This is a genomic window from Bradyrhizobium sp. USDA 4506 (assembly GCF_054058795.1).
On the sequence record NZ_JBSSBM010000002.1, the window covers coordinates 8,693,382 to 8,709,028 of the forward strand.

The following is a 15,647-nucleotide window of genomic DNA, read 5'->3' on the forward strand; positions in this document are numbered from 1 at the left end:
TATGCCGAGGTCAGTGCGTCGCCGCGCGGCGACAGTTGCAGCCTTGTTGCTCGTCATGGCGCATTCCACGCGCGCTGCCTGGTCAGACGAGATCGATCAATGCATGGCCGATCAGCAGGCCGCATACGAAAGCCCGCAACAGTTCACCCAGGAAGGGGAAATCACTTGCCCGGCCGGGGATGTCGTGGGTTTTCCGCCCCGCATTCGCCGGGACGACAGGAGTGGGGCAGTAACCTACACCGCACCAGCGGGAACGATCATTCAAAACCGCTCGCTCGATGCGATCACCGTCGAGAATATAAGTCAGAACAACGGCAGGTATGGTCAACCGAAAATATCGGCGGACAATCGGACGGTTACCGTGCCCGTTGCATGTGATGGCAAAGGACCTGGAGAGGGGCGGGCGTGGCAAAACATTCGCATTCGGGGAGTGATCATCCGCCAACCCACAGCCGAGAACTTGAAGACCTGGGCGATCCAGTGCGTCAGATGCGTCGCTGAAAAGAACTGCCCCAGACATTGATATCCCCGTGCGCCCCCGATCCAGGCATGGCCGTGGGCTCGCGAGTGTGCGGAGCAGGTCGAGTGCGGCACCTGGCCGCGCATGGCGGAAAGCAAGCGTTCGCCACGATCGTTAAGGCTCGGTGCTCCTTCGAAGACAACAAGGGGGACGGGTCGCCAGCATCGCGAAAATGACCTCATGCGAGCAAAGGAACGAGCCGAATGCGTTCGCCTTCCAGACCTGCTCGGTCGCCAGGCCCGCAATTTGTTGAGGTCGTTTTTCCACACCGCGTTTCTGCCGACAGGGCCTTCTTCCGCTTCCTTATCGACCATGTCGCAGTGTTGGCGGCCAAGGCGCAAAGGTGCAGGTGAAGGCCACCCCGGTGATCTCCCTGGTTCAGAAACTCTCCGGCATCGGACATGCTGTCCGCTGCGATGTGGAGGATCTGACGGATGAGCGTCACAGACGGCAGGCCGTCCCCGGCGAACGGGCATCTGTTTCTGAAGCGAATAGCGATCGGAGTGGTCGCGCTGGGGGCTCTTGGCGCCGCGGCGTATTTCTCTTTCAGATGGGTCGAACCTGTCCCGGCAGAGATGTCCGTCGCACAGCAATGGAACGAAGCGATCGCACGTCTTGGTATCGAGCCGGTCTATCCTCCTCAGGAAGACATCGCGGTGGGGGACGTGTTCGTCCTGATCACCGACGATGCCCTGAAGAACCTGGAAAAGGAGCCGATCGCAGTCAAGGCGCTCAAACTGTGGCACCTTGATCTGTCCGCGCAGCTCGAGCAGACCTATGCCGAAATGTACAAATTTCCGGAGACACCCGACCCGCCAGGAGATGGAAAGCCCTGGAAATTCACTTCTTCCCAAAACTCGATCTTTGGAACGCAGACGACCCGGGGTGACCTGCCGCTCGTTCTTTTTCCCGGATTCACGATCGCAAGCACCCGGGCGGCCAATATACGCGCGAACACGCCCCGCTGGTTTGGCGGAGCGTTCGGCGGCTCTGCAGCTTCCGACGTCACGACGGAAGTCAGGATCTCGGCCGCCGAATCCTACGGCCTGCCAGGTCTCATGGCCGAGCACGAGCTGACGAAATTTTGCAGGGATCCGGTGATGAAACTGCAGTGCACCGATGCGGAGGCCCGCAAGCAAATGTCGATAGTGGTCGGCAGCAAGATCTTCGACCAGGTTGAGGATCCCGGGACGAAAAAGAAGCGGCCTCGCTACGCCCTGGAAATCGCGCTGGTCTCACGTGTGTTTCTGACGCGTTCAATGCACACCACCATCAGAAGGGCCGGGAGAGGAAGTGCCTTGGCCTCGGGTGGCGCCGAGATGCCGCCGGTTCCGCTGCCGACCGCCAGGCTGGAAGACAACAGCGCTTCGGCAGGCACCCCGGTTGCATCCGGCAAGCCGGAAGGTGACGTCACGGGCGAGACGGCGAAGCCGGCACCCACTTCACCAGGAGTGACGACTTCCTTGCAGTTCGGCAACTCGTCCGTGATCTCGACCGTAGACATTCTTCAGAGGCCGGTGGCGTTCGGGTATCGAAGCGTAAGGTGGATTCCGGGAGATGGCTCATGATGAGGACGTCATTCATTGGTGCGGGGCTTGTTTCACTGCTTTGCTCGCTCTCCGCACAGGCGCAGACACCCGGTCCAGGCGGTATCTGCGACCGCAATCCCGACGTGTGCAGCGGACTTCGCGGCTCCGGGGCCGACGATTCCGGCGGCATTGGTTCGAGGAAGGGCACTGGCGGCGAGGGCACGAACGCCCTTCGACCTGCGGATGGCCTGAATGTTCCCAAGACGCCCAATATCAACGTTCCTCGATTGCCCAACGTGCCGCGTCGTTTCTAGGGCTCAAGGAGCATTGCGTTGTCACCGCGGTCTCGGGCAAGGCGGTTGCTCCTTCGCTGCCGTTGCGGCTGCCCGCCGGCGGGTCAGGCGTCGCAGCGGAAGGCTGGCGGTGCTGCGCCGCCGCGAACGAGCCCGAGAGGGCGGAAGCTTGGTCGTTCAGGGCCGCGAGCAGTGGAGGGCGTTCGAGCACGGGCCTGATGGAATCGACGGGAATTTCGATGGCCTCGAGGCGGCGTTGAGATTCGTTTCCGAATGAAGCGCATCCGCAGTCGGCGCGACTGGAGGCGCAGACTCATGCTCGCGGCGGTCGATCTGCCCCGGCCGCACCGAAAGCCGTCCAGGACCTTTCGGCCTCATCGCGGTCCCGGCAACCTTGCAGTCTTCGCAGCAGATTCCGCCGGGCGCCTCGAGCCGGTTTGAGGTCGACGCCCACACGTTGATCGCGACGGAGGCCCCGTTCGAGCGCCGGATGGGCCGACGCGCCGTTTTCGTCCGGCCACACCTGAACTGCCGTGCCGGCCAACGACCTGTTGGCCGCATCGAGGTCCGACCTCCTGAAGCGGCCAGTCGATCCTGGCGGCGAGTAGCGTCCGTTCGGACCAGAAATCTGCGGACCGGCCTGCCGGAAGGATGCTGTTCCAGATCCTGGCGGCCGATCGGCGAGCAGCCGAGAACCCGTCGCGCGAGACGCGTTCTAGCGTTTCCGGGGAATGGTAAACCTGAGCGGGCCCCCGTCGCACATGCCGTCCGACAGGACGACGATATCGAACGCCTCCGGTCTGTCGCCAATGACGGCCAGGGCTTCCGGCTTCAGATCCTTGTCACAATCCCGCAGTTTCACGCTCTCGAGCGCCAGGTAGGCGGGCTCCTTCAGCTCCGCCCGGGCTGCCGGTGCTCCGTCCCACAGACCGACGATCCAGCCGGCCTTTGCGTTTTTCTTGTCATCGTCGGGGCCTGCGAGCACGAGGATTCCGTCCTTTACAGGCGCCAGATCCCTGATGCCGCGTCCCTCTCCGACCCGCAGCATCGTCACCCTCCCGTCAGGAGCGGAGCTTTCGAACAGGTCCTGAGAGCCGGTGGTGAAGATTGGTGCGTGGCCATCCTTCGCGGGGCCCCTCAATCCGAAGTGCAGCTGTCCATCCCGCGCTGCGATTCCCTCGATGTTGACGCCCCGCTTTCCCGTCAGATCGGATCGATCGCGTGGAGATTCGGTACCGAGGCATTTTCCCTTGCCGACACTATCCTTGAGCAGGGGATGACGAGCCATCATCTCCCACAGCGCACCGGTTGCCTTGTACCCTGAAAGCCCGGACGGGCCATCCATGCGTGCCTTTGCGGACGCGGGATCGAGCGCGAACCTCAGGACATATCGACTGTCCGGATTGTCGTCGCAGGAATTGCGGTTCACGGAGTGAGAGCCGGTGACGAAAAAGTACTTCCCGTCCGTCGTCGCACCTTCCGCATCGAGCTCCTTGCCTGGCGAGGAAGGCACCAGCTCCACAAACGCATTGTCGATCGAATATCCATCGCCCGAGATCGTGACGTAATGGGCCGTCGTGCCCTCATCGAAGACCACAAGACAGCTCGATCCGACAACCGGACAAGCGATTCCGCTGAGCGACCTGCGCGTCTTGTCCTCGTGCGAGGAAAAAGTGAACTGGCCGTTTTCCCACGGTCCGGAGAGCGGCTTCACTTCGGGATCCGCCCGGCAAGGCAGCGCTACGCCGATCGCCAGCAAAGATGAGAGCACCGCGACTGCCGACGAATGAATGGTCATGAGATCCACCGTTCAGGAGCAAGAGATCACGGGTAGCGCTGCACCCTTCCGATCATCATGCGTCAGGATACGGGCTGCGCCGACGGGCCGAACTTCCTTGCGACACTGGCGCCCTCACCGCGGATAGTCGAGCGATTTCCGTGCGCACCGCCCCAGGCGAATCCCTGGTGCGCCGATCCGACGAAATGGCTCAATCTTGTCCGGTGACGGCACGGCCGGCGAAGGGCCACCATGAAGCGAACCGAAGGACGCAACCTCTTCATCACCAGCCTGGCGCAGGTTCTGCGGAGCGCCGACCCGGCGGAATTTGCGGAGAGATGTGCTCTTGCGCATTTCGACGGGGTCTGGATCCGCATCGGTCGGGGCGCAGACCGGGACGGCAACCTGCGGCATGCGAAGCTGGCGGCACTTTCGGATGAACTGTCAAGACGCGACCTGCAGCTGTGGGGATGGCACGTTCCGTTCTGTGCTGACCGCAGTGCCGCCGTTCGCGAAGCATCGAACGTGCTGGGCTGGACGGACGAAGCAGACCTCGCGGGAGTAGTGGTGGACGCCGAGCGGACGCCCCAAAGTCCGAGATTCCGCGGGACCGAAGCCGAGGCTGTCGCCTATCTCGATCCGCTCCGGCGGGGGCTCGAATCCGCGGGACGCGGCATCGCCTTCTCCAGCCACGACCAGCCGTCGTTGCATGCTGACATGCCTTTCGCACCCTTCCTGGATCACATCGAGGACGTCTGTCCTCAAGTCTATTATACCACGGCGGATCCCGGAATGCGTCTGCGCAAGTCCATCCGCGACTACAAGGCGATTATTCCTGCCGCCGATTTCGCTACCCGCTACAAGCCGACCGGCAACATCACGATGACGGAGGACGTCCGTTTCCCCGACGTCGCCACCTGCCTTTCGGCCACCTCGAAATTTCTCGAACTCGTCGCAAACCAGGGACTCCGATCCTGCAGCTTCTGGTGTGCCGATACGGCGCCGGACGAGATCTGGGAATTGCTGGCGGATCACCCTGGAGGGGAGTCCGCACGCATCACCTCGCAGACGGGAGAAACCATGAACCTCGATACGGCGCAGCTCAAGCTGAACATCGTCCAGGACTACGTGCCGGTCGGCAACAGCAACCGCCCGGGCACGCAAATGGCCGCGACGTCGATCACCATCCACAACACCGACAACGACTCTCCCGGTGCAAACGCAGCGGCGCATGCCCGCTACATGAAGGGGCCGGATGCGCAGATGCGCAAGGTCTCCTGGCATTTCACGGTAGACGACAGGTTCGTCTATCAAAGCCTGCCGACGAACGAGGTGGCCTGGCACACGGCGACCAGGGAAGGTAACGCGACCAGCATCGGAATCGAGATCTGCATGAATGCGGATCTCGGCAACGTCGACGCCTGCTATGACCGGGCCGCCTTGTTGACAGCCTGGCTGGCGTATCGACTGGGGATTCACGTCCCGAGCGGCGTCTACCAGCACCACGACTGGTCCGGAAAGGACTGCCCCCGGGTCCTGCGGCACAAGGAAAACGGCTGGAGCGACTTCCTTGCCAGGGTGCAGCGCCATTACAGAAATCTCAGACCTGTCGATGCACCCTTGATCGCGCGACCGGCCGACGACCATCATCACGTCGGAGACGGTGTGGCTTGAGCGCTCAATTCCGGAAAGAACAGGTCTTGTCGCATTCACGGGTCTTCGCTCGAAATGCGACGGGCGGCAAGAACCCGCAACACGTCGATTCCCTCGATGCGCGCTTTATGGTGAGGCCGAAAGCGGGACTCGTACAGCGATCCCCGCACAAGCGGCTCCTCCTGGTCCTGCGAGCATTATGTCCGGCGTGATCGAGCCTCCTGAACCGCTGGCACTGGACGCGACGCATCGATCCGGACCGGGAACGAGCAAGCAGGCCTGGCGGGCGAATGCGAAAACCTGTCACCTCACCGCGTCAACGCAGGTCTTCGGCTGCCTCACGGCGGTCCAGCTCCGCCGGCTCGCCTCCACGCTGGCTTCGAACCTCGATCGATCGATCTTCATGAAAGTCACCATCTCCTGACGGAGCCGGGTGTGCCGGGTCATCGATCACACGAGCAGGCTGGAAAGTTCCGGGGACGGGCGCTGTCCCGCAAACCCAGGGAAAGCACTAGGTCGGCAGCTGTCAGGTGTACCTTGCACGAACGATATCTTTTGCGATCATGTCATACGCATGACAACGCTTCGGACCGGTAGATGACCAAATCCAACGGAGCTCACGCGGCAACCGGTTACGCGAGGCGGGCGACCCGCGTCTGGCCGACATTGCTGTCAGCTGCGGCGCAGGCCGCGGTCCGTGCCCGCTCCAGGACGCTGGCGCGCACCGCGGAGGTGCACACGGCACTCATCATGGCGAGGACGGCGTTGGACGCCTATCTTCACGAGCTCTTCGCCTTGCGCGGCCTTCCCCATATGGTGAAGTTCGCGGAAGGTCCTTCCTCCCGCCCGCGGCTCTCGAAGCAGCGCTGGCGTCTGGTCGCCGAAGCACGCGTCTCGCTCACCGGCTTCAGCAAGGAAGAGAAGAAGAGATATCAGGACGTGCGCGAGATGAGCATTGGCGAAAAACTGCAGGCGCTGCTTCTGATCGTGTGTCCCGAGCGAACCCACAAGCTGATCATTGATTTTGAGTCCGAGTTCTCGACCGTCTTCGTCCTGAACACCCTTCGAAATGCGATCGTTCACCACGACTTCGACAAGCCTTCCGAATTTCTCCTGGGCGCCTGCGACGCGGTCAGAACCGCCACGGGTCTGTCCGCCTCATCCCGGCGCGGGCCGTGGGAAGAAATCCTCTCACAGCCTCCCGTGGCGGAATGGGCCTGCAAGTCGGCTGCACTTGCCGTCCTCCAGATCGAATCGATCGAGAAGCAGCGCAAGATCCACCCTCTGGCCACGCGAGACGCGGTCGTTTCGGCCATTTCACCATTGAAGCTGTCATGACCCAGCCCCTCGACGCTCCCGGTATCCTGATGGACATCGGGATTACGAATGTCCAGTCCATACAGAAGCCTCCGCACCTCGTGCGATGCGAGCTCTGGCTGGGCGAGGATGATTCCTACGTCTCGCATAGCCAGGCGGTCCGTACGCTCATCCTTCACTCGCAGTTCGCGGAAGAGCACCTCGCGCCGGCCAGGCAGAAGCTCATTTCCCTCGGATCGGCGGCCCCTCATCTCGTCCTTTTCGAAGACAGCACTCCCGCGTTCGCGCTCATTTCCAGGGTGCAGTCGACCTTCTCCGAAGCCCGCGTGATGACAGTCGGGGCGAGACTGCGTCAATCGATCTTCAGAGGCCAGAAGCCCGGCGACCCTTCTCCGATCAATTTCTATGTCCCGCCGACGATCATGACGGCGTCCGGGCAGACGCCAAAAGGGGGGGCCATCTTCACGCTGCTCCGCTGGATGCGGGGTGGAATCGGGGGCAATGCCGCACCGAGCCGGGTCGGCGTCCTGCTGGCGCCCGCCGGAACGGGCAAGACGGCTCTCGCGAGGGAACTGTTCAATGACTTTCTGCAGAACAAGCCCGAAGATCCGAGAACGCTCCGTACGACCGAACCGCCGTACCCTCTGCTGATCGACCGCTTCGCATGGATCAACCATGAGTTTCGCGATGCCTCCGACAACCTGGCGGATCTGGTCGGCCACGCCATCTACAAGCAATCCGGCTTTCAGCCGTCGATCGAGCGCATTCAACGATGTCTTCGCTACGGAGCGATCTGTCCCATTCTCGACGGTTTTGACGAGCTTTGTGCGACCAGACCAGCGGACTTCAACGCCGACGATACGATCGCCGGCCTCATCACCGCGCTGGAGGGTGTCGAAGGCAGTCGAATTCTTCTCACCTGCCGGGAAAGCTTCTGGCACGACAACGTCGACGTCCGATTGCAGTCCCAGGTGACGGCATTCCGTCTCAGTCCGTTTTCCGAGGATCAGCGCGACGAATATCTCTCGAAACGTTTCCACCAGCCGGAGACCAGGTCCAGCAAGGACAAGACCATCTCCCTCCTGCAAAAAATCGCGAGTATCCGCCGGGCGCCCACCCGCGGGCAGGGCGACGAGCTTCACAATCTGTCCTTTCTTCCCTGGGTGGTTCAGTTCGCGGCGGAGGCGATCAGCGACGCCGTCATGTCCCGTTCGGCCTTTGATTCCATGGGAGCTCCGCCGGAAGCCGATCCGCTTGGACACGTGCTGTGGCAGTTCTGCCGCCGCGAGCAGCAGCGGATCGGAATCTCGATGTCTTCCGATGGGCAGATCAAATTCTTCAGCACGCTGGCTGCTCTCTGCGACGAGTTTTTCTCGATCGATCAGGTGGATTCGATCCACGAGCTCCTCTCGGAACAGCCCGATTATCCCAACCGCAAGGAACACGTTGAATTCCTGCGCAAACACGGCTTTCTGCGTATCGTTGGCAACGAGACGCCCTACAATTGCCGGTTCGAATATCCCGAGGTGCAGGATTATCTACGCGCCCGCCTGGCCGTCGAATCGATCGGCGGCGCACCCGTCGCGATCGGCGACGACGACGTGTTCAGGAAGTGCGCCGTGGAGCAGACCCGCCTCGTGGACTTCATCTCGCTTCTTTTGAGATGGCGGATGTCCTCCGAAGAGATATTGCTAGCGCTTTCGAAGCAGCGCGAGAGATACGTCGGAGTGACCGGCCGCGACGTCCAGCCGGAACGGGCGGGTCTCGTCCAGATCCTGTTCCGGGTGCTGCGGGACACCAGTCTGGGTGCCGCCCAGATCACAAGGGAGATATGTGTATACTTCGGGGATCCTTCCGGCAAATCCATCAGGGACGCCTTCTTTTCAGGTCTTATCTCCAGGCTGGACCTCAGAGGCGTCAGCATCACCGACTCGTGTTTCAAGGATGTCCACCTCGAGCATTGCACCTTCGATGCGGCGACCCGCTTCGACAACTGCGTGTTCGAAGGAGAATTCGGAGCAACCTCGAGCAACCGCCATCTGGGAGACGTGGTGGTGGAGAACTGCACGCTGTCGGAGGCTGCGAAGGCGACTTTCCGCCAGCACAAGAACCAGGTCGGACGAATTCCGATCGACAGGTCGCACATCGAGGACGCCTGCCACTACACGCTCAAGCCGTTCCACATCGGGCAGATGCGCTTCAGGGACCGAAACTACGACGACATCCGCAACCAGGCCGCCAAGGCCTCGCTCGTGGGCCACGACCTTCTGGACGAGCTGATCAGGACGGGCGTGCTGGAGGAGCGGAAGTTCGGAAATCGTCACAGACTTCAGGTTGCGGACAAGGCGGCCGTCGCGTCCTTCATCCAGCAGTCGACGCCAACTGGTCCGGTGGGGCAGGCGATCAACCGCATCGCGGCGAGCCACATCAAGTCGAAGCGCCAGGGTGGGACGTAGGATGCCAAAGCGTGTGTCAGGACTTGGGGAGATCACCGGTTGACCACATTCGCAGACGATGGACGTCCGAACCGCCCGCCGGCCCGCGACAGCCGGCGGGCGGACCAGTTTCAAGGATTCAAATTACAAGTGTCATCCTTGCCGTCCGGAACGATTTCGGCGGCACCCAGGATTTGGTCCTGAAAAAGGTTCCGAAGCGCCGGACGTGCGCGATGACCGGGCACCTGCGGCGCTCCGGTCCGTCCGTGCGCGCCCTTTCCGGAAACACACACACAAGAGGAGACGTCGAGACGCACTGAGGCGGCCGGAATTAGTCGCATCAATGACAAAGGCCGGCAAAATGCCCGGTCTTTTCTCGCTTGAAGCGTCAGAGGGCGAGTTCGGCGACTTGCAGCTCTGCTGTCACATCAGCCACTCCTGGCTGCTCCCACACCGAATCCCGCAGCATGAATTTCCACGCCTTGATGCTGTCGACATAGGCGGCGCGGAGCTGGACGACCTCATAGGGAATGATCGCCGCGCGCAACGCCCGGAAGCGGTTGTCGAGCAGCACGGCGGCCAGGTGGTCGAAAGGCCGCTGCGGAAGGCGGCGGATGAAGCCGAGCTGGCGCGAGCCCCGCAACGTCGCCAGCCTTCGGCATTTTATCTGATAGCGCAGCCCTTCCGTATCGATCGCGTCGGCGTCAGCCGAGGAATTGCCGTTGAGCGTCCAGCCGAAGGCGCGCGAGAACAGGAGCTCGCCGTAGTCGCCGGTGGGATTGTTCGCGCTGCGGACGATCGCGCGGCGCCGCAGCTCGACCAGAATATCGCCGTGAAGCTCGAGCAAGGCCGATGTTGGCGCGCTTGCGATATTGATCAGGGGCGGCGGCTGCGTCACTGGTCAGACCTCGGCAGCGAGGGTGAAATCCTTGAGATGCGCGTGTATGGCGCCGGCCACTCGCGCGGGCATGCACTTACCGATCTGCTATAGATGGCGGCTTATGAACGCCACACCGGAGTTCCTGGGTGGATTGCAGGGGCCTATCTGAAACATAAGTATACAATATGTACTTGGTCGACTTTTCAGAGCCGGAAATATGCGCCGTAGCCTGTCTGCACATACGCTCATACAGTCTAGCCGCTCAAACAGTAAGGATATAACAGGAGTCAGCAATGGAAGCAGGCGAGACAAAGCACTCCGCGCGGTCACGCCGCGTCCGGAGCTAAGCCAGTATCCATATTCGAGCCACTGTTCAGCTCAAGCAGCTGATACAGACGGCCGCAAGTTCTGTTGGCAAGACTCTAGGCGAGTTCGTGCTCGATAGCGCCCATAAGGATGCCATCAACGTCCTGCTGGACAAACGTCTGTTCGTGCTCGATCCCGACAAATACGATGCATTTGTCCATGCGCTGGATAATCCGCGTCCGCCGGCCGGGAATCTCAAGGCACTGATGATGCGTAAGCCCGCCTGGCAAAAGTAGTTCTGCATCTGGCAAGACGTGGGAACGTTACACTGCCCGCGTCTCTGACGTCCGGGCGCTACTCCAGCCGCTTAGACTGTGGCAATGAAGTCCCGAACGATTGGCTGAAGAAGCAGGCCCGCAAGAGTCAGGGCAAGACCGCCCAGACTTACGTCGTCTGCGGCGACAACGCGATCATAGGCTGTTACTGCATTCTGATAGGCTCCATCGAACGCGAGAAGTTCCCCAGATCTCTGATAAAACGTGGGATGCTGAACCCAATTCCTGTCGCAACATTGGCAGGGCCGCCGTGACTTATCGCAAAAAGGCACAGCTCTTTGCCGGGACCTGCCGAGTGACGCGCTGCACCGAATTGCGCAGGCTTCTCACATGATCGGAATTCGGGACGTGCGGCTCATGCTCTCGAGGAAATTCAACAAATCGCAACTCGGCACCACGAAACGCTATTTCGTGAATCTGTCGGGCAACTTTGGTTCACGGCGAATTGTCTTTCACACCAAAAACAAGAGAGATCAGTTTTTGAGCTTGATTCGTTCGTTCGCACCACAAGTACGGATTACGTGATGGTCTTGATGTTGCTTGAGGCGAGCACCAGATAGTTGAGGCAGGTCGCGCCAACGACCTGCCTCGATCTTCAATGCTCACTGATAGGAGGTTCGCTATGAGCAAAGAAGAAAAGCGTAGGCGTATCGAGCTGAAGCTGTTGTTGGTCAAGTTGACGAGGGATCTTCGTCATATGCCAACACCAGGTGATATCGACGACGCCCGCTAATCTGCGGTGAGTACAAAAAAAGTCGCTCGTAAGCGACCTCCTGAGTTTGAAGCTTATTCTGGCGAAGAACATTTCCTGTAGTATTTCTGACTGGTTGCGAGATCACCGTCTCGCAGCCTTTTTCTTGTTCGCTTCACGTAATTAAATTAGCTTTTCAAACAGTCTCTTAGTGTGCAGCAAGTCGTGCAAGCACTTTGCCCGACCAATGCGTTTCCTTCTCCGACCTCTTTCCGCCCTTGATTTCAAAGGTGAACGACATTTGTTCGGAGGGAGCTTGAATTGCGGCCGGCCTGACTGGCCTCAGGCTATGCCTGAATGCCTCAGTTTCGATTGCTGGCGGCAATTCAGGCCGCTTTCCGCTCAGCAACTCGCCAATAGTTGCGATCTGAATTCTTTGGAAGCGCCCATGAGACGTACTAACCATTCCGGAGCCCGCTGCGTCCTGTCTCATTCTTCGCGTAGCATCTGCCAGGCAAACGAAAACGCCAAGCTCAGCTTCCTCTCTCTGCACGGTTCCGGAGAGTGCCGCCACCATTTCGGGGCCGACATTTTCGCCGCTCTTGACCGAAACAATTATTTTGCCAATCCCGCGCGGCCCATTCCGAAAATAGATAATGCCATCGATGCCTTTATCTGCGCCTTTCTTTTGTTCGAGATAATTTTGAACGCCGACAAGCCAATTTGCCCACCACTGGAATTCATACGGGTCTCGCTTCGCAAGAGCGCGCGCTTCACTGATGTTTTCGGGCCGGCCACTAACCCTGTAATCAGCTTTGGGGCATCTCTCATCAAGCCTGCCTTCTATTACGTCGATAGCATGATGAGTGACATCGATGCCGATCCATTTGCGTCCGAGGCGTTGAGCGGCTTCAATCGTGGTTCCGCATCCGCAAAATGGATCGAGAACCGTTTGACCAGGCTCGGTGGAGGCATTCAAAATGCGCTCAAGCAGCGCCACAGGCTTTTGCGTCGGGTATCCCATACGCTCTTTGGCTTGACTGTTGACGGGGAAAATATCTGTCCAGATAGATCCCATCACTCCGCCTTCCATTTCCTCAAGGTATCGTTTGAGGCGCGGGCGTTTGGTGCGATCTAGTGTGCCATCCTTGTGCTTGGGATACCAAACTCTGCCCTCTTTATCGAGTTTGGTCATGGTTTCTTTTGAATAGCGCCAGCCCTTGGCCGGAAATGGAAAGCCCTTCCATTCGTACATCATGTTCGGGCGCGGGTTCGGGCTGGTCATGTTGTCGAGCATGTATCGCCGTCCGTCGCCATCATCATTGTTATATTTTGATGCCAGATACTCTGATGAGTGTGCCTCGCGTGGTGTGTTCCATGTAAATTGCCTGCCTTTCGTGAAAAAAAGAATTGTGTCAGCAATCCTGCTCCACGTTTTGCTGTCGCTATGCGTCGTAGTGCGCTTCCAAATAATCTCGTTCTGGAATCGATCAAATCCGAAGATGCCGTCCAGCATGATTTTGAGATAGTGGCTCGCGGTAGGATCGCAGTGCAGATAGAGGCTGCCGTTGGGCTTCAGGATGCGCCTCATCTCTACCAAACGAACGGCCATCATCGCCAGATAGGCCATCAAATCGCTCTCGCCTAAGTGACTCTTCAGGGCAATCAGAATCGGAGCTGCTTGAGAGCCGGATGCCACGACGTCATCGAAAGCCCGAGCTGCCGGCGTGTCCCATTGCCACGTATCGCGAAAAGCTGTCGTTTGGGCCTGAACGGCATCACCCTGCGGCGTGCGATACAACAGATTGTAATTGGCCTTCGAATTGAAGGGTGGGTCGAGATAAATCAGATCGACCGTTTCGCTTTGCAGTTCGCGCAAGTAATATAGATTATCGCCATAGAATAGCTGGTTAGATATACGCGACTTGGACACAACAGAACCCCCGCCCTGACACGGGAGCGGATGGTCCGGTACAACCAGTTCCACCTGTCCTAACCCGAGGTTGTTCTCTGCAAAATGATTCGCGCTATAGTTAGCCCGTGGTGAACAGCGTTCACTCATGGCTCGTCGCCGGCCCGAGGGGAGTGGCCTGTTTTGGCCAGTACCCTCGTGGGACCGAACGAGCGGCAACCTCCGCGATCCCGCTATCGCGGCGGTATCGACCCCGATCAGCAGCTAGGGCCACCAGCGCTTTAAAAAGTTCTAGTGGTGTTTGTTGACCCGGACTTTGGAGAAGGGTCCGGGTTTCCTCGTTGCGAGCTATCCCTTCTTGGCCATGTCCTTCGGGTCGGAAGGCCCTCTGGACGCGGCATGTTCGAACGGCTGATCGATGTCATGGGGGAGAGCGCGAAACTGGACGTCGATACGTATAGCCATTCCGGTTTATTGACAGCGCCAGGGAAGTCGCCTGCGATCAACAGCGGAAAGCCTCGGTCAGCTAAGGTTGAGTCCCGCGCCCGCGTTCAACAACTTGGCCGGCCGGTGTGAGGGCTGCCATCCGGGAGCCGCGAGGAGGGAGCGGGAGGACTGATAGTAAACCAGTACGATATGAGATAGCCTCTCAAGCAGACAGCGCTCCGGGGTGGCGGGGCGTTCATCCCGGCTTTCGCTCTGGTTCGGCGCCATTCTCCAGCAGTGGCATGTCCAAACTCGGAATCTCTGGCATGGCTTTGCCCGCGATGGCCTGAAGGTCTCCCACCATGCCTACCGTCGAATCGATTACGGCCAGTATCTGCGTCTCGCGCTTTGCCCACTGGCGTCCCATAAATTTGCGTTCCTTATCGAGATCTTCACGCATGTCATTGAATTTCTCGACAACGGCTTCAACGCGCTGGCGGAATTTCGTGCCCGTCAGATAGTGATAGACCTGCTCCATTTTCGTTTGCTGACCTTGCTGGACCAGCCGTGAAGTGCTGACGTCGACCAGACCCTGACGCAGCGCGACCGCCACAGGCAGCGCGCATCGCGGATGAGCCACCCAGACGCCGTCCACCAGGTCGAACTGCTCAATATATTTGGGCAGGGCATGGGAGATGATCAAAGCGACGTCCGCGCCGGAGCGGCGCTGGTCGTCGCGCAACTTGGCAAGCCAACCGTCGCTCCAGGCCTTGGTTCGCTTGGTTTCCCAAAGGATGATGCCGGCAGGCTGGCCGATCGATCCGTTTACCTGCTGGATAACGTCGGCGCCAAGCTCACCTTTGCCGACCGGCTCGATCAAATCGGTTGGAAAACGGCCGCGCAGCTGCTCTTCAAGTTCCAGTTCGAGTACCTCGCCCTGCGACTGCTGCGAGCCTTGCTCGGCCTTTCGCTTCAACTCCTCGATCGTGCGCGACATCGACTCGATGGTTTGGTCTTTTTCTGCAACGCGCAGCCGTGCCCCTTCGTCGGCCTCCTGCCTGGCCTTGACCTTGATCGGGTCAACCAGCGCCTGAACCCGTTTCTCGATCGTCAAGTCAAGCTCGCGCTTCTCATCGTCGAGGGCGCGTTGCTTGCGGATGAGTTCGGCCTGCGCCTGCTGCGCTGCCGCCAATTTGGCGTTGTTCGCTTCGAGCATCTGCCGAAGCTCGGCCGCCTCGTTCATCCTGGCCTGAATTTCGGCGGCAGCCATTTCGCGCGCCTTCTTCGCTTCCGCAGCGACGAGCTGGCTGCGCTCAGCTGCCAGCCGGCTGGTGACCTGGTCTTCGACCTGTTCACGGTCCTTCTGGAGTTTCTCCCGCTCGCGCTGGAGCGCTTCAGTCTTTCGTGCGACCTCGGCGTCCTTGCTCGCGAGTTGTTCCTGGAAGCGCTGGCGGGTCTCCGCGAGAAGGGGGGCGGCAAGCGATTCAGTCAGCCGAATCTCGTGGCTGCAATTGGGGCAGTGAAGGGTCGGTTCATGCGCGCTACTGGTCGCTGTAGTGTTAAATTTCATAAA

12 protein-coding genes are annotated in these 15,647 nt (G+C 59.9%); 8 read left to right on the forward strand and 4 right to left on the reverse strand.

The window, feature by feature from the left end:
- Window position 1: 1 nt before the first annotated feature.
- The 3 genes from ACVIHF_RS43040 (at window position 2) to ACVIHF_RS43050 (ending at window position 2,363) form a co-directional block, all read left to right on the forward strand.
- The gene (locus tag ACVIHF_RS43040; protein ID WP_456793976.1) at window positions 2-523 is read left to right on the forward strand and encodes a hypothetical protein; all 522 of its coding nucleotides are present in this window, start codon (window positions 2-4) and stop codon (window positions 521-523) included.
- Window positions 524-954: 431 nt separating this feature from the next.
- Window positions 955-2,088, forward strand: a complete 1,134-nt coding sequence (locus tag ACVIHF_RS43045; RefSeq protein WP_456793977.1) for a hypothetical protein — start codon at window positions 955-957, stop codon at window positions 2,086-2,088.
- Window positions 2,085-2,363, forward strand: coding sequence for a hypothetical protein (locus ACVIHF_RS43050; RefSeq protein ID WP_456793978.1), 279 nt, complete (start codon window positions 2,085-2,087; stop codon window positions 2,361-2,363). Before ACVIHF_RS43045 ends, ACVIHF_RS43050 begins: the two co-directional genes overlap by 4 nt.
- 694 nt (window positions 2,364-3,057) lie before the next feature.
- Here ACVIHF_RS43050 and ACVIHF_RS43055 read toward each other — a convergent pair.
- Window positions 3,058-4,140 carry a DUF3616 domain-containing protein gene (locus ACVIHF_RS43055; RefSeq protein WP_456793979.1) on the reverse strand — a complete coding sequence of 361 codons (1,083 nt, stop codon included), beginning with the start codon at window positions 4,138-4,140 and terminating at the stop codon, window positions 3,058-3,060.
- 231 nt (window positions 4,141-4,371) lie between these two features.
- Here ACVIHF_RS43055 and ACVIHF_RS43060 point away from each other — a divergent pair, with 231 nt between their 5' ends.
- The 4 genes from ACVIHF_RS43060 to ACVIHF_RS43075 all read left to right on the forward strand — a co-directional run bounded on the left by ACVIHF_RS43060 (window position 4,372) and on the right by ACVIHF_RS43075 (window position 9,545).
- Window positions 4,372-5,793: a peptidoglycan recognition protein family protein gene (locus tag ACVIHF_RS43060; protein ID WP_456793981.1), complete on the forward strand. Its 1,422-nt coding sequence runs from the start codon at window positions 4,372-4,374 to the stop codon at window positions 5,791-5,793.
- Between the two features lie 178 nt (window positions 5,794-5,971).
- Window positions 5,972-6,196, forward strand: a complete 225-nt coding sequence (locus ACVIHF_RS43065) for a hypothetical protein (RefSeq protein ID WP_456793982.1) — start codon at window positions 5,972-5,974, stop codon at window positions 6,194-6,196.
- Window positions 6,197-6,369: 173 nt separating this feature from the next.
- Window positions 6,370-7,110 (forward strand): hypothetical protein, encoded by a 741-nt coding sequence (locus ACVIHF_RS43070; protein WP_456793983.1) that lies wholly within the window; start codon window positions 6,370-6,372, stop codon window positions 7,108-7,110.
- 458 nt (window positions 7,111-7,568) lie between these two features.
- Window positions 7,569-9,545, forward strand: coding sequence for an NACHT domain-containing protein (locus tag ACVIHF_RS43075; protein WP_456794191.1), 1,977 nt, complete (start codon window positions 7,569-7,571; stop codon window positions 9,543-9,545).
- 367 nt (window positions 9,546-9,912) lie between these two features.
- On the opposite strand, the gene ACVIHF_RS43080 is transcribed toward ACVIHF_RS43075, so the two are convergent.
- Window positions 9,913-10,422 (reverse strand): hypothetical protein, encoded by a 510-nt coding sequence (locus tag ACVIHF_RS43080; protein WP_456793984.1) that lies wholly within the window; start codon window positions 10,420-10,422, stop codon window positions 9,913-9,915.
- A gap of 341 nt (window positions 10,423-10,763) precedes the next feature.
- Between ACVIHF_RS43080 and ACVIHF_RS43085 the strand changes: the two genes are divergently transcribed.
- Window positions 10,764-11,006, forward strand: coding sequence for a type II toxin-antitoxin system TacA family antitoxin (locus tag ACVIHF_RS43085; RefSeq protein WP_456794192.1), 243 nt, complete (start codon window positions 10,764-10,766; stop codon window positions 11,004-11,006).
- A gap of 938 nt (window positions 11,007-11,944) precedes the next feature.
- Here the strand turns inward: ACVIHF_RS43085 and ACVIHF_RS43090 are convergent.
- Window positions 11,945-13,798 carry a DNA methyltransferase gene (locus ACVIHF_RS43090; protein ID WP_456793985.1) on the reverse strand — a complete coding sequence of 618 codons (1,854 nt, stop codon included), beginning with the start codon at window positions 13,796-13,798 and terminating at the stop codon, window positions 11,945-11,947.
- 532 nt (window positions 13,799-14,330) lie between these two features.
- Window positions 14,331-15,644 carry a DUF2130 domain-containing protein gene (locus ACVIHF_RS43095; protein WP_456793986.1) on the reverse strand — a complete coding sequence of 438 codons (1,314 nt, stop codon included), beginning with the start codon at window positions 15,642-15,644 and terminating at the stop codon, window positions 14,331-14,333.
- Between the last annotated feature and the right edge of the window lie 3 nt (window positions 15,645-15,647).

Bases quoted from the DNA above. Each gene is read 5' to 3' on its own strand.
- ACVIHF_RS43040 (WP_456793976.1), top strand. From the start codon at position 2: ATGCCGAGGTCAGTGCGTCGCCGCGCGGCGACAGTTGCAGCCTTGTTG.
- ACVIHF_RS43045 (WP_456793977.1), top strand. From the start codon at position 955: ATGAGCGTCACAGACGGCAGGCCGTCCCCGGCGAACGGGCATCTGTTT.
- ACVIHF_RS43050 (WP_456793978.1), top strand. From the start codon at position 2,085: ATGATGAGGACGTCATTCATTGGTGCGGGGCTTGTTTCACTGCTTTGC.
- ACVIHF_RS43055 (WP_456793979.1), bottom strand. From the start codon at position 4,140: ATGACCATTCATTCGTCGGCAGTCGCGGTGCTCTCATCTTTGCTGGCG.
- ACVIHF_RS43060 (WP_456793981.1), top strand. From the start codon at position 4,372: ATGAAGCGAACCGAAGGACGCAACCTCTTCATCACCAGCCTGGCGCAG.
- ACVIHF_RS43065 (WP_456793982.1), top strand. From the start codon at position 5,972: ATGTCCGGCGTGATCGAGCCTCCTGAACCGCTGGCACTGGACGCGACG.
- ACVIHF_RS43070 (WP_456793983.1), top strand. From the start codon at position 6,370: ATGACCAAATCCAACGGAGCTCACGCGGCAACCGGTTACGCGAGGCGG.
- ACVIHF_RS43075 (WP_456794191.1), top strand. From the start codon at position 7,569: ATGCGGGGTGGAATCGGGGGCAATGCCGCACCGAGCCGGGTCGGCGTC.
- ACVIHF_RS43090 (WP_456793985.1), bottom strand. From the start codon at position 13,798: ATGAGTGAACGCTGTTCACCACGGGCTAACTATAGCGCGAATCATTTT.
- ACVIHF_RS43095 (WP_456793986.1), bottom strand. From the start codon at position 15,644: ATGAAATTTAACACTACAGCGACCAGTAGCGCGCATGAACCGACCCTT.